Source organism: Pseudomonas guariconensis (assembly GCF_900102675.1).
Classification (GTDB): Bacteria; Pseudomonadota; Gammaproteobacteria; order Pseudomonadales; family Pseudomonadaceae; genus Aquipseudomonas; species Aquipseudomonas guariconensis.
Map to the genome: position 1 here is coordinate 1 of NZ_FMYX01000018.1, position 20,150 is coordinate 20,150.

Here is a 20,150-nt window from a genome sequence, read left to right on the forward strand (position 1 = left end):
ATCGGCCACGTTGACCACGGTAAGACCACTCTGACTGCAGCTCTGACCCGCGTCTGCTCCGAAGTCTTCGGTTCGGCCGTCGTTGAGTTCGACAAGATCGACTCGGCTCCAGAAGAAAAAGCACGCGGTATCACCATCAACACCGCTCACGTCGAGTACAACTCGAACATTCGTCACTACGCTCACGTTGACTGCCCAGGTCACGCTGACTACGTGAAGAACATGATCACCGGTGCTGCCCAGATGGACGGCGCGATCCTGGTTTGCTCGGCCGCCGATGGTCCGATGCCACAAACCCGTGAGCACATCCTGCTGTCCCGTCAGGTTGGCGTTCCGTACATCGTGGTCTTCCTGAACAAGGCTGACCTGGTAGACGACGCTGAGCTGCTGGAACTGGTCGAGATGGAAGTTCGCGACCTGCTGTCCACCTACGACTTCCCAGGCGACGACACTCCGATCATCATCGGTTCGGCTCGTATGGCTCTGGAAGGCAAAGACGACAACGAAATGGGTACCAGCGCTGTTAAGAAGCTGGTTGAGACTCTGGATGCCTACATCCCTGAGCCAGTTCGTGCCGTTGACCAGCCGTTCCTGATGCCGATCGAAGACGTCTTCTCGATCTCGGGTCGTGGTACCGTTGTTACCGGTCGTATCGAGCGTGGTATCGTCCGCGTTCAGGACGCCCTGGAAATCGTTGGTCTGCGTCCAACCACCACCACCACCTGCACCGGCGTTGAGATGTTCCGCAAGCTGCTGGACGAAGGTCGTGCTGGCGAGAACTGCGGCGTCCTGCTGCGCGGCACCAAGCGTGACGAAGTTGAGCGTGGCCAGGTTCTGGTCAAGCCAGGTTCGGTCAAGCCGCACACCAAGTTCACTGCAGAAGTCTACGTTCTGTCGAAGGAAGAAGGCGGTCGTCACACTCCGTTCTTCAAAGGCTACCGTCCTCAGTTCTACTTCCGTACCACTGACGTGACCGGTAACTGCGAACTGCCGGAAGGCGTTGAAATGGTAATGCCAGGTGACAACATTCAGATGACTGTTACCCTGATCAAGACCATCGCAATGGAAGACGGTCTGCGCTTCGCTATCCGTGAAGGCGGTCGTACCGTCGGCGCCGGCGTCGTAGCAAAAATCATCGAGTAATCACTCGGTCGATTGAAAAAAGCCCCCGCTCAGCGGGGGCTTTTTTTATTGGGTTGACACTAAATAGGGGCGTCTATAGAATCACGCCTCCTTTTAACGGGCGTAGTGCGCCCGATGGGAACAGCCTGGAGTCTGAAATCCAATGCAAAATCAGCAAATCCGTATCAGGTTGAAGGCTTTTGACCATCGCCTGATCGACCAATCCACCCAGGAAATCGTGGAAACCGCGAAACGTACTGGTGCACAAGTGCGTGGTCCAATTCCACTGCCAACCCGCAAAGAGCGTTTCACCGTTCTGGTTTCCCCGCACGTCAACAAAGACGCGCGTGACCAGTACGAGATCCGCACTCATAAGCGTGTTCTGGACATCGTCCAGCCAACGGATAAAACCGTTGACGCGCTGATGAAGCTTGACCTTGCGGCAGGCGTGGAAGTACAGATCAGCCTCGGCTAAGACTTCGGTCTGAGTCGTGTAACGCTCTGAAATGGGCGGCCATAGCGGGTGAAAGCCCCGTACACTCATGAGGTTTACAACATGACTATTGGTGTAGTCGGTCGCAAGTGCGGTATGACCCGCATTTTCACCGAAGAAGGTGTCTCCATTCCGGTCACGGTCATCGAGATCGAGCCGAATCGCGTCACCCAGTTCAAAACTGAAGAAACCGATGGCTACCGTGCAGTGCAAGTCACTGTTGGTGAGCGTCGTGCTTCGCGCGTGACTGCCGCTCAGGCAGGTCACTTCGCCAAGGCTAACGTTGCCGCTGGTCGCGGTGTCTGGGAGTTCCGTCTTGAAGAAGGCGATTTCCAGGCTGGCGATCTGATCAAAGCTGAACTCTTCACTGCAGGCCAGCTGGTAGACGTAACCGGTCAGTCCAAAGGTAAAGGCTTCGCCGGTACCATCAAGCGTTGGAACTTCCGTGGTCAAGACAACACCCACGGTAACTCTGTATCGCACCGTGTCCCTGGCTCCATCGGCCAGTGCCAGACTCCTGGTCGTGTATTCAAGGGCAAGAAGATGTCCGGTCACATGGGCGCCGAGCGCGTGACTGTTCAGTCCCTGGAAGTAGTACGCGTAGACGCAGAACGCAACCTGCTGCTGGTCAAGGGTGCCGTTCCAGGCGCTACTGGCGGCGACGTGGTTGTGCGTCCAGCTGTCAAGGCTCGCGGTTAAGGGGAAACTGACATGCAACTTAATGTAAATGACGCTCAGGCGATCGAAGTTTCCGAACTGACTTTCGGTGGCGAATTCAACGAGACGCTGGTACACCAAGCAGTCGTGGCCTACATGGCCGGCGGCCGTCAGGGCACCAAGCAGCAGAAGACCCGTTCCGACGTAGCTGGTGGCGGCAAGCGCCCGTGGCGTCAGAAAGGCACCGGCCGCGCTCGTGCCGGTACCACTCGCGGCCCAATCTGGCGCGGCGGTGGTGTCACCTTCGCAGCTCGTCCGCAGGACCACTCGCAGAAGCTCAACAAGAAGATGTATCGCGCAGCCCTGCGCTCCATCCTCTCCGAGCTGGTACGTAGCGAGCGTCTGGTCGTAGTTCAGGACTTCGCTGTTGAAGCTCCGAAGACCAAAGACCTGCTGAACAAGCTGAACGGCATGGGTCTGAACGACGTGCTGATCGTTTCCGACGCTGTTGATCAGAACCTGTACCTGGCTGCTCGTAACCTGCCGCACGTCGACGTACGTGACGTTCAGGGTTCCGATCCGGTCAGTCTGATCGCATACGAGAAAGTGTTGATCACTGTCTCGGCCGTGAAGAAATTCGAGGAGCTGCTGGGATGAACCAGGAACGCGTATTTAAAGTCCTCCTTGGCCCGCACGTTTCCGAGAAGGCTACCGTTCTGGCTGAGAAGAAAGGCCAGTTCGTATTCAAGGTTGCTACTGACGCAACCAAGCTGGAAATCAAGAAAGCTGTCGAAGGCCTGTTCAACGTAAAAGTTGAAAACGTGTCGACTGTTAACGTTCTGGGTAAAACCAAGCGTACCGCACGTGGTCTGGGCAAGCGTAATGACTGGAAGAAGGCGATCGTCTCCCTTCAGCCAGGCCAAGATCTCGATTTCAGCAGCAGTGCTGAGTAAGGAAGGGGTGCATCATGGCAATCGTTAAATGCAAACCGACTTCCCCTGGCCGCCGTTTCGTGGTCAAGGTGGTCAACAAGGAGCTGCACAAAGGCGCTCCTCACGCACCGCTGATCGAGAAGAAATCGAAGTCTGGTGGTCGTAACAACAATGGCCGCATCACCACTCGTCACGTTGGTGGTGGTCATAAGCAGCATTACCGTCTGGTTGACTTCCGTCGCAACGACAAAGATGGCATCCCGGCCACCGTCGAGCGTATCGAATACGACCCGAACCGTACTGCTCACATCGCCCTGCTGTGCTACGCAGACGGCGAGCGTCGCTACATCATCGCCCCTAAAGGCGTTGTTGCTGGCGACCAGCTGATCGCAGGCGCTCTGGCCCCAATCAAGGCCGGTAACTCCCTGCAACTGCGCAACATCCCAGTAGGTAGCACCATTCACGGCATCGAACTGAAGCCGGGCAAAGGTGCTCAGATCGCTCGTTCCGCTGGTGCTTCGGCTCAGCTGATCGCTCGCGAAGGCGCTTACGTGACCCTGCGTCTGCGCTCTGGTGAAATGCGTAAAGTACTGGCTGAGTGCCGTGCGACCCTGGGCGAAGTCTCGAATTCCGAGCACAGCCTGCGTTCGCTGGGTAAAGCTGGTGCCAAACGCTGGCGCGGCGTTCGCCCAACCGTTCGTGGTGTTGCCATGAACCCGGTTGACCACCCACATGGTGGTGGTGAAGGTCGTACCTCCGGTGGTCGTCATCCGGTATCGCCATGGGGCTTCCCGACCAAGGGTGCGAAGACCCGTGGTAATAAGCGTACCGACAATATGATCGTCCGTCGTCGCAAGTAACTAGAGGGATACGACAGTGCCACGTTCTCTGAAAAAAGGTCCTTTTATCGATCTTCACCTTCTGAAGAAGATCGAAGTGGCGGTGGAGAAGAACGATCGCAAGCCAGTTAAAACCTGGTCGCGCCGTTCGATGATCCTGCCACAAATGGTCGGTCTGACCATCGCGGTACATAACGGTCGCCAGCATGTCCCAGTTCTCGTGAACGAAGACATGGTCGGCCACAAACTGGGCGAGTTCGCCGGTACCCGCACCTATCGCGGGCACGTGGCTGACAAGAAAGCCAAGCGTTAAGGGGTAAGGAAATGGAAGTAGCCGCTAAGTTGTCGGGCGCTCGAATCTCCGCCCAGAAAGCCCGCTTGGTCGCCGACCAGATCCGCGGGAAGAAGGTGGGCGAAGCGCTCAACCTGTTGGCCTTCAGCAGCAAAAAAGCCGCTGAAATCATGAAGAAAGTCCTCGAGTCGGCCGTAGCCAACGCCGAACACAACGAAGGCGCAGACGTTGATGACCTGAAGGTCTCCACCGTCTTCGTCAACGAAGGGCGTTCGCTGAAGCGCATCATGCCGCGTGCCAAAGGCCGCGCTGATCGCATCGTCAAGCGGTCTTGCCATATCACTGTCAAGGTTGCGGACAAGTAACGGAGTCGATCAGATGGGTCAGAAAGTACATCCCACTGGCATTCGCCTGGGAATCGTCAAGGAGCACACCTCCGTCTGGTATGCAGACGGCGCTACTTACGCAGATTACCTGTTGAAGGATCTGAAAACGCGTGAGTACCTCCAGGACAAACTAAAAAGCGCGTCCGTAAGCCGTATCGATATTCATCGTCCGGCCCAAACTGCACGCATCACCATCCACACCGCTCGTCCCGGTATCGTTATCGGCAAGAAGGGTGAGGACGTTGAGAAGCTGCGTCAGGACCTGACCAAGCAGATGGGTGTGCCTGTGCACATCAACATCGAAGAGATCCGCAAGCCGGAACTCGACGCAATGCTGGTTGCCCAGAGCGTAGCTCAGCAGCTGGAGCGCCGCGTAATGTTCCGTCGCGCCATGAAGCGCGCCGTTCAGAACGCCATGCGTATTGGTGCCAAGGGCATCAAGATCCAGGTTAGCGGTCGTCTCGGCGGTGCCGAGATCGCTCGTACTGAGTGGTATCGCGAAGGTCGTGTGCCTCTGCACACCCTGCGTGCCGATATCGACTACAACACCTACGAAGCTCACACCACTTACGGTGTGATCGGTGTGAAGGTTTGGATCTTCAAAGGCGAAGTTATTGGTGGTCGCCAGGAAGAGCTGAAGCCTCAAGCACCAGCGCCTCGTAAAAAAGCTGCTAAGTAAGGGGTACGCCAAATGTTGCAACCAAAGCGTACAAAATTCCGTAAGCAGATGACCGGCCACAACCGTGGTCTGGCACTGCGCGGTAGCAAGGTCAGCTTCGGCGAATTCGCCCTGAAGGCTGTTGCTCGCGGTCGTCTCACCGCCCGTCAGATCGAGTCGGCACGTCGTGCCCTGACCCGTCACGTAAAACGTGGCGGCAAGATCTGGATCCGCGTCTTCCCGGACAAGCCGGTTACCAAGAAGCCTCTCGAGGTTCGTATGGGTAAAGGTAAAGGTTCCGTGGAATACTGGGTTGCCCAGATTCAGCCAGGCAAAGTCCTGTACGAGATCGAGGGTGTTTCTGAAGAGCTGGCGCGCGAGGCCTTCGCCCTGGCTGCTGCAAAGCTGCCACTCGCCACCTCCTTTGTTAAGCGGACGGTGATGTGATGAAAGCGAATGAACTTCGTGAAAAATCGGCACAGCAACTGAATGAGCAACTGCTCGGCTTGCTGCGCGACCAGTTCAATCTGCGTATGCAGAAGGCAACTGGCCAGTTGGGGCAGTCGCACCTGCTCTCGCAAGTTAAGCGTGACATCGCTCGCGTGAAAACTGTGCTCAACCAGCAGGCAGGTAAGTGATCATGGCTGAAGCTGAAAAAACCGTCCGTACGCTGACTGGCCGTGTCGTCAGCGACAAAATGGACAAGACCATCACCGTTCTGATCGAGCGTCGCGTCAAGCACCCGATCTACGGTAAATACGTTAAGCGTTCGACTAAGCTGCACGCGCACGACGAGACTAACCAGTGCAAGATCGGCGACAAGGTTTCCATTCGTGAAACCCGTCCGCTGGCCAAGACCAAGTCCTGGGCACTGGTTGAAGTCATCGAACGCGCTGTTGAAGTCTAAGGGCGAAGGGTCGGAGAAATTTTATGATTCAGACTCAATCCATGCTCGATGTGGCCGATAACAGCGGCGCTCGTCGCGTCATGTGCATCAAGGTGCTCGGCGGTTCCCACCGCCGTTACGCCGGTATCGGTGACATCATCAAAGTTACCGTCAAGGAAGCAATTCCTCGCGGTAAGGTCAAAAAAGGCCAGGTGATGACTGCCGTTGTCGTTCGTACCCGTCATGGTGTACGTCGCGCTGACGGTTCCATCATTCGTTTCGACGGCAACGCTGCTGTTCTGCTGAACACCAAGCAAGAGCCGATCGGCACTCGCATCTTCGGGCCAGTGACCCGTGAACTTCGTACCGAGAAGTTCATGAAGATCGTCTCGCTCGCCCCTGAAGTGCTCTAAGGAGATCCGACATGCAAAAGATTCGTCGTGACGACGAGATCATCGTGATCGCCGGCAAGGACAAAGGTAAGCGCGGTAAGGTGCTGAAGGTTCTCGCTGACAACCGTCTGGTTGTTGGTGGTGTCAACCTGGTCAAGCGTCATACCAAGCCTAACCCGATGGCGGGCGTCCAGGGCGGTATCGTCGAGAAAGAAGCGCCTCTGCACGCTTCCAACGTTGCCATTTTCAATGGTGAAACCAACAAGGCTGACCGCGTTGGCTTCAAGGTTGAAGACGGCAAGAAAATTCGTGTCTTCAAGTCGACCCAGAAAGCGGTTGATGCTTGAACACTGCTAGGTAGAAGACAATGGCACGACTGAAAGAGATTTACCGGAACGAAATCGCTCCCAAGCTTAAGGAAGAACTTAAGCTGGCGAACGTGATGGAAGTTCCTCGCGTAACCAAGATCACCCTGAACATGGGTCTGGGCGAAGCGGTCGGTGACAAGAAAGTCATCGAGAACGCCGTTGCCGACCTGGAAAAGATCACCGGCCAAAAAGCCGTTGTGACTTTCGCTCGCAAGTCGATTGCGGGCTTCAAGGTTCGTGAAGGTTGGCCGATTGGCGTCAAGGTAACCCTGCGCCGTGATCGTATGTACGAATTCCTGGACCGCCTGCTGGCGATCTCCCTGCCTCGGGTTCGCGACTTCCGCGGCCTGAATGCCAAGTCCTTCGACGGTCGTGGCAACTACAGCATGGGCGTGAAAGAGCAGATCATCTTCCCGGAAATCGACTACGACAAGATCGATGCTCTGCGCGGTCTGGACATCACCCTGACCACCACTGCTCGTACGGATGACGAAGGTCGCGCTCTGCTGCGTGCTTTCAAATTCCCGTTCCGCAACTGATTGGAGTAGGAAAATGGCCAAGAAGAGCATGAAGAACCGCGAGCTGAAGCGTCAGCTCACGGTAGCCAAGTACGCTAAGAAGCGTGCTGAGCTGAAAGCGACCATCGTCAACCTGAACGCCTCTCCTGAAGAGCGTTTCGCTGCCGTAGTCGCTCTGCAGAAGCAGCCACGCGACGCTAGCGCCTCGCGCCTGCGTAACCGTTGCCGCCTGACCGGTCGTCCTCACGGTGTATACCGTAAGTTCGGCCTGGGCCGTAACATGCTGCGTCAAGCTGCAATGCGTGGCGACGTACCGGGTCTGGTCAAGGCCTCCTGGTAATCGCTGCAGGTGTAGAACCGGCGGAAGGGGAGCGATCTTCCGACCGTCGGTAACTTCGCCAACGAACAAGCCCCTTCATGGGGCTTGTTTCGTTTCTGCCTTGTGTCTAGAATGACCGGCTCACCTGAGCCTGGGTTTTTTTACCCTGCCCGCTCGGGTGGTTGTGATAGCCGCAAGGCTAATAATTCTTGTATCAGGAGCATCTAGCCCATGAGTATGCAGGACCCGTTAGCGGACATGCTAACTCGCATCCGTAATGCCCAGATGGCTGAAAAGTCCGTCGTAAGCATGCCTTCCTCCACCCTGAAGGTCGCGGTTGCCAAAGTTCTGAAGGACGAAGGTTACATCGCTGGCTACCAGGTAACTGGTGAGGCCAAGCCTTCCCTGTCGATCGAACTGAAGTACTTCGAAGGCCGTCCGGTCATCGAGGAACTGAAGCGCTCCAGCCGTCCAGGCCTGCGCCAGTACAAGTCCGTCGCAGACCTGCCGAAAGTACGTGGCGGCCTGGGCGTGTCTATCGTCTCCACCAACAAAGGTGTGATGACTGATCGCGCTGCGCGCGCTGCCGGTGTCGGCGGCGAAGTTCTGTGCACAGTGTTCTAAGGGGAGATAGGCATGTCTCGCGTCGCTAAGAACCCCGTTAAGCTGCCAGCTGGCGTCGAAGTCAAATTCGCCGGCCAACAGCTTTCGGTTAAGGGTGCCAAAGGCACTCTCGAACTGAACGTTCACTCGTCTGTTGAAGTTACCGAAGAGTCTGGTGAGCTGCGTTTCGCCGCTCGCAACGGTGACCAGCAAGCCCGCGCCATGGCCGGTACCACCCGTGCTCTGGTCAACAACATGGTTCAGGGCGTAAGCCAAGGCTTCGAGCGTAAGCTCCAGCTGATCGGTGTTGGTTACAAAGCACAGGCCAAGGGCTCCGTCCTGAACCTGGCTCTGGGCTTCTCGCACCCAGTGGACTACGAACTGCCAGCCGGCATCACCGCTGAAACTCCCAGCCAGACCGACATCCTGATCAAGGGTATCGACAAGCAGCTGGTTGGTCAGGTGGCCGCTGAAATCCGCGACTTCCGTCCGCCAGAGCCTTACAAAGGCAAGGGTGTGCGTTACGCGGACGAAGTAGTCCGTCGTAAAGAAGCCAAGAAGAAGTAGGGCCTAGCAAATGACCGACAAAAAAGTTACTCGACTGCGTCGCGCTCGCAAAGCACGCCTGAAAATGCACGAGCTCGAAGCCGTGCGTCTCTGCGTGTTCCGCTCCTCGCAGCACATCTACGCCCAGGTCATTTCGGCCGACGGCAGCAAGGTTCTGGCAAGCGCCTCTACCTTGGACAAAGAACTGCGTGATGGCGCCACCGGCAACATCGACGCGGCCACTAAGGTTGGCAAGCTGGTAGCTGAGCGCGCGAAAGCCGCCGGCGTCTCTCAAGTTGCTTTCGACCGTTCTGGCTTCAAGTACCACGGCCGCGTCAAGGCGCTGGCTGATGCTGCTCGTGAAGGCGGGCTGGAGTTCTAAGTTATGGCAAATAACGACCAAAAGCGCGACGAAGGCTACATCGAGAAGCTGGTTCAAGTTAACCGCGTTGCAAAAACCGTCAAAGGCGGCCGTATCTTCACCTTCACCGCGCTGACCGTGGTAGGTGATGGCAAGGGCCGTGTCGGCTTCGGCCGTGGCAAGTCGCGCGAAGTACCTGCTGCGATTCAGAAAGCCATGGAAGCTGCCCGTCGCAACATGATCCAGGTTGACCTGAAGGGCACTACCCTGCAGTACGCCACCAAGGCCGCCCACGGCGCCTCGAAGGTTTACATGCAGCCTGCCTCGGAAGGTACCGGTATCATCGCCGGCGGCGCAATGCGTGCTGTCCTGGAAGTTGCTGGTGTCCAGAACGTTCTGGCCAAGTGCTACGGTTCGACCAACCCAGTGAACGTGGTTTACGCCACCTTCAAGGGTCTGAAAGCCATGCAATCTCCTGAGTCCATTGCTGCCAAGCGCGGCAAGAGCGTTGAGGAGATCATCTGATCATGGCAACCGTAAAAGTAACGCTGATCAAAAGCACCGCCGGCCGCCTGCCTAACCACAAACTGTGCGTTAAGGGTCTGGGTCTGCGTCGCATCGGTCACACTGTAGAAGTCCAAGACACTCCCGAAAACCGCGGGATGATCAACAAGGCTTACTACATGCTGCGCGTCGAGGGTTAATCGATGAAACTCAATGATCTGAGTCCAGCGCCGGGTTCCCGTCGCGAGAAGCATCGTCCGGGTCGTGGTATCGGTAGCGGTTTGGGCAAGACCGGTGGCCGCGGCCACAAAGGTCAAACCTCCCGTTCCGGTGGTTCGATCGCTCCGGGCTTCGAAGGCGGTCAACAGCCGCTGCACCGTCGTCTGCCGAAGTTCGGCTTCGTTTCCCTGAAAGCTATGGATCGCGCTGAAGTGCGTCTGTCCGAGCTGGCCAAGGTGGAAGGCGACGTGATTTCCGTGCAATCCCTGAAGGATGCCAACGTGATCGGCCAGAACGTACAGCGTGTGAAAATCATGCTGTCGGGCGAAGTCACTCGCGCAGTCACCATCAAGGGTATCGCAGCCACCAAGGGTGCGCGTGCGGCTATCGAAGCAGCTGGCGGCAAGTTCGAGGAATAAATGGCTAAGCAAGGTGCTCTCTCTTCGCTCGGTAAGGGCGGGATGTCGGAACTCTGGGCTCGTCTGCGCTTTCTGTTCATGGCGATCATCGTCTATCGAATTGGCGCGCATATCCCGGTGCCTGGCATCAATCCGGACCGTCTGGCGGATCTGTTTCGGCAGAATGAGGGGACCATTCTTAGCTTGTTCAACATGTTTTCCGGTGGTGCGCTGGAGCGCATGAGCATCTTTGCACTGGGGATCATGCCGTACATTTCGGCATCGATCATCATGCAGCTCATGACCGCGGTCAGCCCACAACTGGAGCAGTTGAAGAAGGAAGGTGAAGCTGGCCGTCGCAAGATCAGCCAGTACACCCGCTACGGCACCGTTATCCTGGCACTGGTTCAAGCCATTGGCATGTCCATCGGCTTGGCCAACCAGGGCGTGGCGTTTTCTGCAGGCCTGAGCTTCTATGTTGTCGCCGTTGCCACCTTCGTGGCCGGCGCGATGTTCATGATGTGGCTGGGCGAGCAGATCACCGAGCGCGGTGTGGGCAACGGTATCTCGATGTTGATCTTCGCAGGTATCGTTGCCGGTCTTCCGAGAGCAATCGGGCAGTCTTTCGAGTCTGCGCGTACAGGCGATATCAACATCTTCGCCCTGGTCGCTATCGGTTTGCTGGCAGTAGCGATTATCGGCTTCGTGGTGTTCATTGAGCGTGGTCAGCGTCGTATCGCCGTTCACTACGCCAAGCGTCAGCAGGGCCGTAAGGTCTTTGCTGCGCAGACTAGCCACTTGCCGCTCAAGGTGAACATGGCGGGGGTTATCCCGGCTATTTTCGCCAGCAGCATTTTGCTGTTCCCGGCTTCGCTGGGTGCCTGGTTCGGTCAGTCCGAAGGTATGGGCTGGCTGCAAGACATCTCGCAGTCGATCGCTCCTGGTCAGCCGTTGAACATTCTGCTGTTTAGTGCAGGGATCATTTTCTTCTGCTTCTTCTACACAGCATTGATGTTCAATCCGAAAGACGTAGCGGAAAACCTGAAGAAGTCCGGTGCCTTTATTCCGGGTATCCGTCCTGGTGAGCAGTCGGCGCGCTATATCGATGGCGTTCTGACTCGTTTGACCATGTTCGGTGCTCTTTACATGATGGCCGTCTGCCTTCTGCCCCAGTTCCTGGTGGTGGCAGCAAACGTGCCGTTCTACCTTGGCGGGACCTCGTTGCTGATTGTGGTAGTGGTTGTGATGGACTTCATGTCCCAAGTACAATCGCACCTCGTTTCGCACCAGTACGAATCCCTGATGAAGAAAGCCAACCTGAAAGGCTACGGTGGCAGCGGCCTGCTGCGCTGATAGTCCCCTAAGGTTCGAGGAGTCGGTAATGAAAGTTCGTGCATCGGTGAAAAAGCTGTGCCGCAACTGCAAGATCATTCGTCGCGAAGGTATCGTGCGCGTGATCTGCAGCGCGGAACCGCGTCACAAGCAGCGCCAAGGCTGAGTGTGATCCGCGCTTCAAACCCAGCAGCTAGTGTGCTGCTGGGTTGATTATTCGTTTCTACAGCGATATTATCTCGCGCCCTATTTCTTGGCTTCCGGGGCGTAGGTAGCTGTCAATTGGAGTCCCACTGAATGGCCCGTATTGCAGGCGTCAACATTCCAGATAACAAGCACACTGTTATCTCGCTGACCTACATCTATGGTGTCGGTCGCACAACTGCACAGAAGATCTGTGCAGACGCTGGTGTAAATCCAGCCGCTAAGATCAAGGATCTGAGCGACGAGCAAATCGAAACCCTGCGTGGCGAAGTCGCGAAGTTCACCACCGAAGGTGACCTGCGCCGTGACATCAACATGAAGATCAAGCGCTTGATGGACCTGGGTTGCTACCGCGGCCTGCGTCATCGTAAAGGTCTGCCGGTTCGCGGTCAGCGCACCAAGACCAACGCACGCACCCGTAAGGGCCCGCGTAAGCCGATCCGCAAGTAATCGCCCAGGAATATAGACATGGCAAAACCTGCTGCTCGTCCTCGTAAGAAAGTCAAAAAGACAGTGGTTGATGGCATCGCCCACATCCATGCGTCTTTCAACAACACCATCGTGACCATCACCGACCGTCAGGGCAACGCACTGTCCTGGGCTACTTCCGGTGGTTCGGGTTTCCGTGGTTCGCGCAAATCCACCCCGTTCGCAGCCCAGATCGCTGCTGAGCGTGCTGGTCAAGCTGCGCTGGAATATGGCCTGAAGAACCTCGACGTCAACGTCAAGGGTCCAGGTCCAGGTCGTGAGTCCGCCGTTCGTGCACTGAACAGCTGCGGCTACAAGATCGCCAGCATCACCGACGTGACGCCAATCCCGCACAACGGGTGCCGTCCGCCGAAGAAGCGTCGCGTGTAATCAGGAGACAGATAAATGGCACGTTACATTGGTCCAAAATGCAAACTGTCTCGTCGTGAAGGCACCGACCTGTTCCTGAAGAGCGGCGTTCGCGCTCTGGAATCGAAGTGCAACATCGAAGCAGCCCCAGGTATCCACGGTCAGCGCCGTGGCCGTCAGTCCGACTACGGTACCCAGCTGCGCGAGAAGCAAAAAGTTCGTCGTATCTACGGTGTACTGGAGCGTCAGTTCCGCGGTTACTACCAGACTGCTGCCTCGAAAAAAGGCGCTACCGGTGAAAACCTGCTGCAACTGCTCGAGTGCCGTCTGGACAACGTTGTCTACCGTATGGGCTTCGGTTCCACTCGTTCGGAATCGCGTCAGCTGGTTTCGCACAAGGCAATCAGCGTCAACGGCAAGACCGTAAACATTCCATCCTACCAAGTTCGTCCGGGTGACGTGGTCGCGGTTCGCGAGAAGTCGCAGAACCAGCTGCGCATTGTTCAAGCCCTTGAACTGTGCGCCCAGCGTGGCCGCGTTGAGTGGGTTGACGTGGATGCTGCCAAGAAGTCGGGCGTTTTCAAGAACGTTCCTGCTCGCAGCGACCTGTCCGCCGACATCAACGAAAACCTGATTGTCGAGCTCTACTCCAAGTAAGGGCTAGAAAATAGGTGCATCCATGCAGATTTCGGTAAATGAGTTCCTGACACCCCGCCACATTGATGTGCAGGTTGTCAGTCCGACCCGCGCCAAGATCACGCTCGAGCCTCTCGAGCGTGGTTTCGGCCATACCCTGGGCAACGCGCTGCGCCGCATCCTGTTGTCCTCCATGCCTGGCTGTGCAGTAGTCGAGGCCGAGATCGATGGCGTACTCCACGAGTACTCCGCGATCGAAGGTGTACAGGAAGATGTCATTGAAATCCTGTTGAACCTCAAAGGCCTGGCTATCAAGCTGCACGGTCGTGACGAAGTTACGCTGACCTTGTCGAAAAAGGGTTCGGGGGTGGTTACCGCTGCCGATATTCAGCTGGATCACGATGTCGAGATCGTCAATCCCGATCACGTAATCGCGAACCTGGCGTCCAACGGCGCCCTGAACATGAAGCTCACCGTAGCTCGTGGTCGCGGTTACGAGCCGGCCGACTCCCGTCAGACTGACGAAGACGAAAGCCGCAGCATCGGCCGTCTGCAGTTGGACGCTTCGTTCAGCCCGGTGCGTCGTATCGCCTATGTGGTCGAGAACGCCCGTGTTGAGCAGCGTACCAACCTGGACAAGCTGGTCATCGATCTGGAAACCAACGGCACCCTGGACCCTGAAGAGGCTATCCGCCGCGCCGCGACCATCCTGCAACAGCAGCTGGCCGCGTTCGTCGACCTCAAAGGTGACAGCGAGCCTGTTGTAGTCGAGCAGGAAGACGAGATCGATCCGATCCTGCTGCGTCCGGTTGACGATCTGGAACTGACCGTACGTTCGGCCAACTGCCTCAAGGCGGAGAACATCTACTACATCGGCGACCTGATTCAGCGTACCGAAGTAGAGCTGTTGAAGACTCCTAACCTGGGCAAGAAGTCCCTGACTGAAATCAAGGACGTCCTGGCCTCTCGTGGTCTGTCTCTCGGCATGCGCCTCGACAACTGGCCGCCTGCAAGTCTTAAGAAAGACGACAAGGCGACCGCCTGATCGTCGTAATCACCGAACGTAGTGTTTGGTAAGGAATGAATCATGCGTCATCGTAAAAGTGGACGTCACCTGAGCCGTACCAGCTCTCACCGCAAGGCTATGTTCCAGAACATGGCAGTGTCGTTGATCGAGCACGAGCTGATCAAAACCACCCTGCCGAAAGCCAAGGAACTGCGCCGCGTTGCCGAGCCGCTGATCACCCTGGCCAAGGAAGACAGCGTCGCCAACCGCCGTCTGGCTTTCGACCGTACCCGTTCGAAAGCTGCCGTTGGCAAGCTGTTCAACGATCTGGGCAAGCGCTACGCCACCCGTCAGGGCGGCTACCTGCGTATCCTGAAGTGCGGTTTCCGCGCTGGCGACAACGCGCCTATGGCGTACGTCGAGCTGGTTGATCGTCCGGTCGGTGGTGCTGTAGAAGCCGCCGAGTAAGACGTCAGTCTGCTACAAGAAACCGGGCCTAGTGCCCGGTTTTTTGTGCTTGCACGGATTATCAATTTCTATTGATGTGAATCAATCAATGAATTAGTTCTTGTAACCAGGGTTGCCCATACTTGTCAGCACGCCGATCAGCGGCAGCTAAAAACTGATAAGGAGAGCCCATGAGCAAGATTCTCACCACCGCCAGCGGTGCCCCAGTAGCAGACAACCAGAATTCCCGTTCGGCCGGGCCGCGCGGCCCGCTGTTGCTCGATGATTTCCATCTGATCGAGAAACTCGCCCACTTCAACCGGGAGAACATCCCGGAACGCCGTGTACACGCCAAGGGCTCTGGCGCATACGGTACCTTCACTGTCACCCGCGATATCACCCAATACACCAGCGCCAAGCTATTCGAGCGTATCGGCAAGGAAACAGAGACCTTCCTGCGTTTCTCCACCGTAGGCGGAGAGCGCGGCTCTGCAGACACCGAGCGTGATCCGCGTGGCTTTGCAGTGAAGTTCTATACCGAGGAAGGCAATTGGGACATCGTTGGCAACAACACACCTGTATTCTTCATTCGCGATCCGCTGAAATTCCCGGACTTCATCCATACCCAAAAGCGGCACCCGCAGTCCAATTTGAAGAATGCCCAAATGATGTGGGACTTCTGGTCTCATTCGCCGGAGGCGCTGCACCAGGTCACCATTCTGTTCTCTGATCGAGGCATTCCGGATGGCTACCGCCACATGCACGGCTTTGGCAGTCATACCTACAGCCTGATCAACGCCAAGGGCGAGCGCACTTGGGTCAAGTGGCACTTCAAGACCCAGCAAGGCATCAAGAACCTGTCGCCCGTCGAGGCCGCCCGTTTGGCAGGTACAGACCCGGACTACGCTCAGCGTGACCTGTTCGAGGCCATCGAGCGTGGTGATTACCCGCGCTGGACTGTATGCATTCAAGTGATGAGCGAGGCAGAGGCAGCAGCTCGGGAGGAAAACCCCTTTGATGTGACCAAGACTTGGTCGCAGAAGGAATACCCGTTGATCGAAGTTGGTGTGTTGGAGCTCAACCGTAACCCGCTCAACTATTTCGCTGAAGTCGAGCAGGCCGCCTTTGGCCCGAGCAACATGGTCCCAGGTGTGGGCCTCTCGCCGGATCGGATGCTGCAAGGGCGCGTGTTCGCCTATGCCGATGCGCACCGCTATCGCGTTGGCACCAACCATCAGCAGCTGCCAGTCAATGCGCCGCGTTGCCCTGTGCACAGCTACCAGCGCGATGGCGCGATGGCCTTCGGTAACTATGGCAGTGCGCCGAACTACGAGCCCAACAGCTACAGTGATGCGCCCAAACAGTCGTCGCGTCACGCCGAGCCGGCACTGGCCCTGCAGGGCGCCGCTGATCGCTATGATCACCGTGAAGACACGGACTACTACAGTCACGCGGGTGCACTGTTCCGCTTGATGAGTGACGAGCAAAAGGCACTGCTCATCAGCAATATCGCCGGGGCGATGGCGGGGGTTAGCGATGATGTAGTGCAACGTCAGTTGCAGTACTTCTTCAAGGCGGATCCTGCCTATGGCGAGGGCGTTGCAAAGGCTCTGGGCGTCAATCTCGCCTAAGTCGAAGTGATAAGAAGAACCGCCCTCATTTGGGCGGTTTTTCAATGAATATCACTACTGTTTAACCGATTTTTTGCTTCTAATTGCGCCTTTGTCCGTGACCGTAGACAAATCCTGGTTCAAACTATGAGCCATAAGCCGTTTTCACAGGGAGAAGCAGGGCGATGCAAGGTCACCCGGACGTAATCAACTACCTCGTCACGTTGCTGAAGGGCGAACTGGCAGCACGCGATCAATACTTCATCCACTCTCGCATGTATGAAGATTGGGGCCTGACCAAGCTCTACGAGCGTATCAACCACGAGATGGAAGAGGAGACGCAGCACGCCGATGCTCTGATGCGTCGGATCCTCATGCTCGAAGGTACGCCCGACATGCGCGCCGACGATCTGGAGGTCGGCAGCACCGTGCCGGAGATGATCGAGGCCGATTTGAAGCTCGAGTACAAGGTGCGTGCCGCACTGTGCAAAGGCATCGAATTGTGCGAGCTGCACAAGGACTACATCAGTCGCGACATTCTGCGTGCGCAACTGGCCGATACTGAAGAAGATCACACCTATTGGCTGGAGAAACAGCAAGGCCTGATCAAAGCGATCGGCCTGGAGAACTACCTGCAGTCGCAGATGTAATGCCCCACGCCTTCCGCGAGGAGGTGGCGCCAAGCAAAGCCCCTGGCATCAACATGCCAGGGGCTTTTTTCGTCACACTCGGTCACGCTCCAGCAGCGGCTTGAGGTAATGGCCGGTATAGGACTGTTTCATCTCGGCCAGTTCTTCAGGCGTACCGCAGGCGATGATTTGCCCGCCCTTCGAGCCTCCCTCCGGTCCAAGGTCCACAAGCCAGTCGGCGGTCTTGATCACATCCAGGTTGTGCTCGATCACCACCACGGTGTTGCCGTGATCGCGCAAGCGGTGCAGCACATCGAGCAGTTGCTGGATGTCAGCGAAGTGCAGGCCCGTGGTCGGCTCGTCGAGGATGTAGAGCGTCTTGCCGGTGTCGCGCTTGGACAGCTCTCGGGACAGCTTGACCCGCTGCGCTTCGCCGCCGGATAGCGTTGTAGCCGATTGCCCGAGCTTGATGTAGGAAAGCCCGACATCCATCAGCGTTTGCAGCTTGCGCGCCAGGGCGGGGACCGCGTCGAAGAATTCACGGGCGTCCTCGATGGTCATTTCCAGAACCTCGTGGATGTTCTTGCCCTTGTACTTGATCTCCAGCGTCTCGCGGTTGTAGCGCTTGCTCTTGCACACATCGCACGGCACATAGATGTCCGGCAGGAAATGCATTTCCACCTTGATCAGACCATCGCCCTGGCAGGCTTCGCAGCGACCACCCTTGACGTTGAACGAGAAGCGCCCTGGGCCATAGCCGCGGGCGCGCGACTCCGGCACGCCGGCGAACAGCTCGCGGATCGGGGTGAAGATACCGGTGTAGGTCGCCGGGTTGGAGCGCGGCGTGCGGCCGATGGGGCTCTGGTCGATATCGACCACCTTGTCCAGGTGTTGCAGGCCGTCGAGGCTGGTATGAGCAGCCGCTTCCAGGCTGCTGGCGCCATTGAGGGCCGTGGCCGCCAGTGGGAACAGAGTATTGTTGATCAGTGTCGATTTGCCCGAGCCGGAAACCCCGGTGACGCAGGTCAGCAGGCCGATCGGCACTTCGAGATCAACGTTTTGCAGGTTGTTCCCGCGGGCGCCTTTGAGCTTGAGGGCAAGCTTCTTGTCGCGGGGGGTGCGCTTGGCCGGCACGACGATTTTCTTGCGCCCGGACAGGTATTTGCCTGTGAGCGAGTCGGGGTGAGCCATGACTTCCTCAGGCGAGCCTTCCGCGACGATCTTCCCTCCGTGCACGCCCGCGCCAGGGCCGATGTCCACCACATAGTCGGCTAGACGGATCGCGTCCTCGTCGTGCTCCACCACAATCACGGTATTGCCAAGGTCCCGCAGGTGATTGAGGGTCGCCAGCAAGCGGTCGTTGTCGCGCTGGTGCAGGCCAATGGAGGGTTCGTCGAGAATGTACATCACCCCCACCAGGCCAGCGCCGATCTGGCTGGCCAGGCGGATGCGCTGGGCTTCGCCGCCGGAGAGGGTCTCGGCGCTGCGGTCCAAGGTGAGGTAGTCGAGGCCGACGTTGACCAGGAACTGCAGTCGCTCGCAAATCTCCTTGAGGATCTTCGCCGCGATTTCGCCGCGTCGGCCTGTCAGGGTGAGGTCGCTGAAGTAGTCGCTGGCTTCGCCGATCGGCAGGTTGGTGACGGCCGGCAAGGTCTTCTCGCCCACCCACACGTGACGCGCTTCACGACGCAGGCGGGTGCCGCGGCAGTCCGGGCAGGGTTGGGTGCCCAGATACTTGGCCAGCTCTTCGCGCACAGTGGCTGATTCGGTCTCGCGGTAACGCCGCTCCAGGTTGGGCACGATGCCCTCGAACGGGTGCGAGCGCTTGACGATGTCGCCACGGTCGTTGAGGTACTTGAAGTCGACGCTTTGCTTGCCACTGCCGTGCAGAATGACTTTCTGGTGCTCGGCCGACAGCTCACCGAATGGCAGTTCGAGACTGAAACCGTAGTGTGCCGCCAGGGAGCCGAGCATCTGGAAGTAATAGACGTTGCGCCGATCCCAGCCACGAATGGCGCCCTCGGCCAGGGTCAGTTCAGTGTTGACCAGGCGCTTGGTGTCGAAGAACTGCTTGACCCCCAGGCCGTCGCAGGTCGGGCAAGCGCCGGCCGGGTTGTTGAAGGAGAACAGCTTCGGCTCGAGCTCGCTGATGGCATGCCCGCACACCGGGCAGGCGAAGCGCGCGGAGAAGATCATCTCTTCTCCTGTCTCGTCGTCCATCGGCGCTACCAAGGCGATGCCGTCGGCCAGCTTCAAGGCCGTTTCGAACGACTCCGCCAGGCGCTGCTGCAAGTCTTCGCGGACCTTGAAGCGGTCCACCACCACATCGATGCTGTGCTTTTTCTGTTTATCCAGCTTGGGCAGCTCGTCCAGCTCGTAGAGCTTGCCGTTGACTCGGGCGCGCACGAACCCCTGGGCGCGCAGTTCGTCGAACACCGCCAGATGCTCGCCCTTGCGTTCGCGCACTACCGGCGCCAGCAGCATCAGTTTGGTGCCTTCCGGGCGCTCGAGCACCAGGTCGACCATCTGGCTGATCGTTTGCGCCTCCAGCGGAATGTCGTGGTCCGGGCAGCGTGGCGTGCCGACGCGGGCATAGAGCAGGCGCAGGTAATCGTAGATCTCGGTGATGGTGCCGACAGTGGAGCGTGGGTTGTGGGAGGTCGACTTCTGTTCGATGGAGATGGCCGGCGACAGGCCTTCGATGGTATCGACGTCAGGTTTTTCCATCATCGACAGGAACTGCCGGGCATAGGCCGACAGGGATTCCACATAGCGCCGCTGGCCCTCGGCGTAGAGGGTATCGAACGCCAGGGACGACTTGCCGGAGCCGGACAAGCCGGTGATCACGATCAGCTTGTCCCGGGGCAGGGTCAGGTCGATGTTCTTCAGGTTGTGGGTACGTGCCCCACGAATCAGGATCTTGTCCACTGCGGCCTCGCTCGGCGGGCATAAACAA

32 protein-coding genes are annotated in these 20,150 nt (G+C 57.7%); 31 read left to right on the forward strand and 1 reads right to left on the reverse strand.

Going from position 1 to position 20,150, the window contains the following annotated elements; translation table 11 throughout:
* The 31 genes from tuf to bfr form a co-directional block, all read left to right on the forward strand.
* Nucleotides 1-1,143 (forward strand): elongation factor Tu (tuf, locus tag BLS27_RS22565; protein ID WP_139205772.1); only part of this gene is annotated, 1,143 nt, incomplete at its 5' end.
* A gap of 142 nt (nucleotides 1,144-1,285) precedes the next feature.
* Entirely contained in the window at nucleotides 1,286-1,597 is a 312-nt protein-coding gene (gene rpsJ / locus BLS27_RS22570) for a 30S ribosomal protein S10 (RefSeq protein WP_003186070.1), read from the forward strand.
* An 81-nt stretch (nucleotides 1,598-1,678) separates the two neighbouring features.
* Nucleotides 1,679-2,314, forward strand: coding sequence for a 50S ribosomal protein L3 (rplC, locus tag BLS27_RS22575; RefSeq protein ID WP_043210317.1), 636 nt, complete (start codon nucleotides 1,679-1,681; stop codon nucleotides 2,312-2,314).
* Nucleotides 2,315-2,326: 12 nt separating this feature from the next.
* Nucleotides 2,327-2,929, forward strand: coding sequence for a 50S ribosomal protein L4 (gene rplD, locus BLS27_RS22580; RefSeq protein WP_043210315.1), 603 nt, complete (start codon nucleotides 2,327-2,329; stop codon nucleotides 2,927-2,929).
* Nucleotides 2,926-3,225, forward strand: a complete 300-nt coding sequence (rplW, locus tag BLS27_RS22585; protein WP_003255484.1) for a 50S ribosomal protein L23 — start codon at nucleotides 2,926-2,928, stop codon at nucleotides 3,223-3,225. The genes rplD and rplW overlap by 4 nt, the downstream gene beginning before the upstream one ends.
* Before the next feature lie 14 nt (nucleotides 3,226-3,239).
* Complete coding sequence (rplB, locus tag BLS27_RS22590) at nucleotides 3,240-4,064, forward strand: 50S ribosomal protein L2 (protein WP_043210313.1); 825 nt, start codon at nucleotides 3,240-3,242, stop codon at nucleotides 4,062-4,064.
* Nucleotides 4,065-4,080: 16 nt separating this feature from the next.
* Nucleotides 4,081-4,356 (forward strand): 30S ribosomal protein S19, encoded by a 276-nt coding sequence (gene rpsS / locus BLS27_RS22595; protein ID WP_010486981.1) that lies wholly within the window; start codon nucleotides 4,081-4,083, stop codon nucleotides 4,354-4,356.
* Between the two features lie 11 nt (nucleotides 4,357-4,367).
* Complete coding sequence (gene rplV / locus BLS27_RS22600) at nucleotides 4,368-4,700, forward strand: 50S ribosomal protein L22 (protein ID WP_003103908.1); 333 nt, start codon at nucleotides 4,368-4,370, stop codon at nucleotides 4,698-4,700.
* Between the two features lie 13 nt (nucleotides 4,701-4,713).
* Nucleotides 4,714-5,400, forward strand: coding sequence for a 30S ribosomal protein S3 (rpsC, locus tag BLS27_RS22605; protein ID WP_003255481.1), 687 nt, complete (start codon nucleotides 4,714-4,716; stop codon nucleotides 5,398-5,400).
* Nucleotides 5,401-5,412: 12 nt separating this feature from the next.
* Nucleotides 5,413-5,826 (forward strand): 50S ribosomal protein L16, encoded by a 414-nt coding sequence (gene rplP, locus BLS27_RS22610; protein WP_009397508.1) that lies wholly within the window; start codon nucleotides 5,413-5,415, stop codon nucleotides 5,824-5,826.
* Complete coding sequence (rpmC, locus tag BLS27_RS22615) at nucleotides 5,826-6,017, forward strand: 50S ribosomal protein L29 (RefSeq protein WP_002555481.1); 192 nt, start codon at nucleotides 5,826-5,828, stop codon at nucleotides 6,015-6,017. Before rplP ends, rpmC begins: the two co-directional genes overlap by 1 nt.
* Before the next feature lie 2 nt (nucleotides 6,018-6,019).
* Entirely contained in the window at nucleotides 6,020-6,286 is a 267-nt protein-coding gene (rpsQ, locus tag BLS27_RS22620) for a 30S ribosomal protein S17 (RefSeq protein WP_043210310.1), read from the forward strand.
* Between the two features lie 23 nt (nucleotides 6,287-6,309).
* A complete protein-coding gene (gene rplN / locus BLS27_RS22625; protein WP_008089810.1) occupies nucleotides 6,310-6,678 on the forward strand; it encodes a 50S ribosomal protein L14 in 369 nt (122 codons plus the stop codon).
* A gap of 11 nt (nucleotides 6,679-6,689) precedes the next feature.
* On the forward strand, nucleotides 6,690-7,004 hold the full coding sequence (gene rplX, locus BLS27_RS22630) for a 50S ribosomal protein L24 (RefSeq protein WP_013970637.1): 315 nt from the start codon (nucleotides 6,690-6,692) through the stop codon (nucleotides 7,002-7,004).
* A 20-nt stretch (nucleotides 7,005-7,024) separates the two neighbouring features.
* A complete protein-coding gene (gene rplE / locus BLS27_RS22635; protein WP_043210306.1) occupies nucleotides 7,025-7,564 on the forward strand; it encodes a 50S ribosomal protein L5 in 540 nt (179 codons plus the stop codon).
* 13 nt (nucleotides 7,565-7,577) lie between these two features.
* A complete protein-coding gene (gene rpsN, locus BLS27_RS22640) occupies nucleotides 7,578-7,883 on the forward strand; it encodes a 30S ribosomal protein S14 (protein WP_013970638.1) in 306 nt (101 codons plus the stop codon).
* Between the two features lie 210 nt (nucleotides 7,884-8,093).
* Nucleotides 8,094-8,486, forward strand: coding sequence for a 30S ribosomal protein S8 (rpsH, locus tag BLS27_RS22645; RefSeq protein WP_043210304.1), 393 nt, complete (start codon nucleotides 8,094-8,096; stop codon nucleotides 8,484-8,486).
* A gap of 12 nt (nucleotides 8,487-8,498) precedes the next feature.
* Nucleotides 8,499-9,032 carry a 50S ribosomal protein L6 gene (rplF, locus tag BLS27_RS22650; RefSeq protein WP_043210302.1) on the forward strand — a complete coding sequence of 178 codons (534 nt, stop codon included), beginning with the start codon at nucleotides 8,499-8,501 and terminating at the stop codon, nucleotides 9,030-9,032.
* A gap of 10 nt (nucleotides 9,033-9,042) precedes the next feature.
* Nucleotides 9,043-9,393: a 50S ribosomal protein L18 gene (gene rplR, locus BLS27_RS22655; protein WP_011531893.1), complete on the forward strand. Its 351-nt coding sequence runs from the start codon at nucleotides 9,043-9,045 to the stop codon at nucleotides 9,391-9,393.
* A gap of 3 nt (nucleotides 9,394-9,396) precedes the next feature.
* Nucleotides 9,397-9,897, forward strand: a complete 501-nt coding sequence (rpsE, locus tag BLS27_RS22660) for a 30S ribosomal protein S5 (protein ID WP_023382626.1) — start codon at nucleotides 9,397-9,399, stop codon at nucleotides 9,895-9,897.
* 2 nt (nucleotides 9,898-9,899) lie between these two features.
* Nucleotides 9,900-10,076: a 50S ribosomal protein L30 gene (rpmD, locus tag BLS27_RS22665; protein ID WP_009397493.1), complete on the forward strand. Its 177-nt coding sequence runs from the start codon at nucleotides 9,900-9,902 to the stop codon at nucleotides 10,074-10,076.
* Nucleotides 10,077-10,079: 3 nt separating this feature from the next.
* The gene (gene rplO / locus BLS27_RS22670; protein ID WP_003257107.1) at nucleotides 10,080-10,514 is read left to right on the forward strand and encodes a 50S ribosomal protein L15; all 435 of its coding nucleotides are present in this window, start codon (nucleotides 10,080-10,082) and stop codon (nucleotides 10,512-10,514) included.
* Entirely contained in the window at nucleotides 10,515-11,846 is a 1,332-nt protein-coding gene (gene secY, locus BLS27_RS22675) for a preprotein translocase subunit SecY (RefSeq protein WP_043210294.1), read from the forward strand.
* A gap of 28 nt (nucleotides 11,847-11,874) precedes the next feature.
* A complete protein-coding gene (gene rpmJ, locus BLS27_RS22680; protein WP_011531897.1) occupies nucleotides 11,875-11,991 on the forward strand; it encodes a 50S ribosomal protein L36 in 117 nt (38 codons plus the stop codon).
* Nucleotides 11,992-12,122: 131 nt separating this feature from the next.
* Nucleotides 12,123-12,479: a 30S ribosomal protein S13 gene (rpsM, locus tag BLS27_RS22685; RefSeq protein WP_003255457.1), complete on the forward strand. Its 357-nt coding sequence runs from the start codon at nucleotides 12,123-12,125 to the stop codon at nucleotides 12,477-12,479.
* Nucleotides 12,480-12,497: 18 nt separating this feature from the next.
* Complete coding sequence (gene rpsK, locus BLS27_RS22690; RefSeq protein ID WP_003255454.1) at nucleotides 12,498-12,887, forward strand: 30S ribosomal protein S11; 390 nt, start codon at nucleotides 12,498-12,500, stop codon at nucleotides 12,885-12,887.
* Nucleotides 12,888-12,902: 15 nt separating this feature from the next.
* Nucleotides 12,903-13,523 (forward strand): 30S ribosomal protein S4, encoded by a 621-nt coding sequence (gene rpsD, locus BLS27_RS22695; protein WP_043210292.1) that lies wholly within the window; start codon nucleotides 12,903-12,905, stop codon nucleotides 13,521-13,523.
* Between the two features lie 22 nt (nucleotides 13,524-13,545).
* Nucleotides 13,546-14,547, forward strand: coding sequence for a DNA-directed RNA polymerase subunit alpha (locus BLS27_RS22700; protein WP_003255452.1), 1,002 nt, complete (start codon nucleotides 13,546-13,548; stop codon nucleotides 14,545-14,547).
* 42 nt (nucleotides 14,548-14,589) lie between these two features.
* Entirely contained in the window at nucleotides 14,590-14,976 is a 387-nt protein-coding gene (rplQ, locus tag BLS27_RS22705) for a 50S ribosomal protein L17 (protein ID WP_043210290.1), read from the forward strand.
* Between the two features lie 170 nt (nucleotides 14,977-15,146).
* Nucleotides 15,147-16,586, forward strand: a complete 1,440-nt coding sequence (locus BLS27_RS22710) for a catalase (protein ID WP_043210287.1) — start codon at nucleotides 15,147-15,149, stop codon at nucleotides 16,584-16,586.
* A 164-nt stretch (nucleotides 16,587-16,750) separates the two neighbouring features.
* Nucleotides 16,751-17,215, forward strand: a complete 465-nt coding sequence (gene bfr, locus BLS27_RS22715) for a bacterioferritin (protein ID WP_028690240.1) — start codon at nucleotides 16,751-16,753, stop codon at nucleotides 17,213-17,215.
* A gap of 72 nt (nucleotides 17,216-17,287) precedes the next feature.
* On the opposite strand, the gene uvrA is transcribed toward bfr, so the two are convergent.
* Entirely contained in the window at nucleotides 17,288-20,122 is a 2,835-nt protein-coding gene (uvrA, locus tag BLS27_RS22720; protein WP_043210283.1) for an excinuclease ABC subunit UvrA, read from the reverse strand.
* Between the last annotated feature and the right edge of the window lie 28 nt (nucleotides 20,123-20,150).

What these genes read in the sequence shown, in the direction of transcription:
- rpsM (WP_003255457.1), top strand. Translation starts at nt 12,123, where the DNA reads ATGGCCCGTATTGCAGGCGTCAACATTCCAGATAACAAGCACACTGTT.
- rplR (WP_011531893.1), top strand. Translation starts at nt 9,043, where the DNA reads ATGACCGACAAAAAAGTTACTCGACTGCGTCGCGCTCGCAAAGCACGC.
- bfr (WP_028690240.1), top strand. Translation starts at nt 16,751, where the DNA reads ATGCAAGGTCACCCGGACGTAATCAACTACCTCGTCACGTTGCTGAAG.
- rplB (WP_043210313.1), top strand. Translation starts at nt 3,240, where the DNA reads ATGGCAATCGTTAAATGCAAACCGACTTCCCCTGGCCGCCGTTTCGTG.
- BLS27_RS22710 (WP_043210287.1), top strand. Translation starts at nt 15,147, where the DNA reads ATGAGCAAGATTCTCACCACCGCCAGCGGTGCCCCAGTAGCAGACAAC.
- rplN (WP_008089810.1), top strand. Translation starts at nt 6,310, where the DNA reads ATGATTCAGACTCAATCCATGCTCGATGTGGCCGATAACAGCGGCGCT.
- rpsH (WP_043210304.1), top strand. Translation starts at nt 8,094, where the DNA reads ATGAGTATGCAGGACCCGTTAGCGGACATGCTAACTCGCATCCGTAAT.
- rplV (WP_003103908.1), top strand. Translation starts at nt 4,368, where the DNA reads ATGGAAGTAGCCGCTAAGTTGTCGGGCGCTCGAATCTCCGCCCAGAAA.
- BLS27_RS22700 (WP_003255452.1), top strand. Translation starts at nt 13,546, where the DNA reads ATGCAGATTTCGGTAAATGAGTTCCTGACACCCCGCCACATTGATGTG.
- secY (WP_043210294.1), top strand. Translation starts at nt 10,515, where the DNA reads ATGGCTAAGCAAGGTGCTCTCTCTTCGCTCGGTAAGGGCGGGATGTCG.
- rpsN (WP_013970638.1), top strand. Translation starts at nt 7,578, where the DNA reads ATGGCCAAGAAGAGCATGAAGAACCGCGAGCTGAAGCGTCAGCTCACG.
- rplF (WP_043210302.1), top strand. Translation starts at nt 8,499, where the DNA reads ATGTCTCGCGTCGCTAAGAACCCCGTTAAGCTGCCAGCTGGCGTCGAA.
- rpmC (WP_002555481.1), top strand. Translation starts at nt 5,826, where the DNA reads ATGAAAGCGAATGAACTTCGTGAAAAATCGGCACAGCAACTGAATGAG.
- rpsK (WP_003255454.1), top strand. Translation starts at nt 12,498, where the DNA reads ATGGCAAAACCTGCTGCTCGTCCTCGTAAGAAAGTCAAAAAGACAGTG.
- rpsE (WP_023382626.1), top strand. Translation starts at nt 9,397, where the DNA reads ATGGCAAATAACGACCAAAAGCGCGACGAAGGCTACATCGAGAAGCTG.
- rpsD (WP_043210292.1), top strand. Translation starts at nt 12,903, where the DNA reads ATGGCACGTTACATTGGTCCAAAATGCAAACTGTCTCGTCGTGAAGGC.
- rplO (WP_003257107.1), top strand. Translation starts at nt 10,080, where the DNA reads ATGAAACTCAATGATCTGAGTCCAGCGCCGGGTTCCCGTCGCGAGAAG.
- rplP (WP_009397508.1), top strand. Translation starts at nt 5,413, where the DNA reads ATGTTGCAACCAAAGCGTACAAAATTCCGTAAGCAGATGACCGGCCAC.
- rpsQ (WP_043210310.1), top strand. Translation starts at nt 6,020, where the DNA reads ATGGCTGAAGCTGAAAAAACCGTCCGTACGCTGACTGGCCGTGTCGTC.
- rpsJ (WP_003186070.1), top strand. Translation starts at nt 1,286, where the DNA reads ATGCAAAATCAGCAAATCCGTATCAGGTTGAAGGCTTTTGACCATCGC.
- rpmD (WP_009397493.1), top strand. Translation starts at nt 9,900, where the DNA reads ATGGCAACCGTAAAAGTAACGCTGATCAAAAGCACCGCCGGCCGCCTG.
- rplD (WP_043210315.1), top strand. Translation starts at nt 2,327, where the DNA reads ATGCAACTTAATGTAAATGACGCTCAGGCGATCGAAGTTTCCGAACTG.
- rplQ (WP_043210290.1), top strand. Translation starts at nt 14,590, where the DNA reads ATGCGTCATCGTAAAAGTGGACGTCACCTGAGCCGTACCAGCTCTCAC.
- rplC (WP_043210317.1), top strand. Translation starts at nt 1,679, where the DNA reads ATGACTATTGGTGTAGTCGGTCGCAAGTGCGGTATGACCCGCATTTTC.
- rpmJ (WP_011531897.1), top strand. Translation starts at nt 11,875, where the DNA reads ATGAAAGTTCGTGCATCGGTGAAAAAGCTGTGCCGCAACTGCAAGATC.
- rplX (WP_013970637.1), top strand. Translation starts at nt 6,690, where the DNA reads ATGCAAAAGATTCGTCGTGACGACGAGATCATCGTGATCGCCGGCAAG.
- rpsC (WP_003255481.1), top strand. Translation starts at nt 4,714, where the DNA reads ATGGGTCAGAAAGTACATCCCACTGGCATTCGCCTGGGAATCGTCAAG.
- rplW (WP_003255484.1), top strand. Translation starts at nt 2,926, where the DNA reads ATGAACCAGGAACGCGTATTTAAAGTCCTCCTTGGCCCGCACGTTTCC.
- rplE (WP_043210306.1), top strand. Translation starts at nt 7,025, where the DNA reads ATGGCACGACTGAAAGAGATTTACCGGAACGAAATCGCTCCCAAGCTT.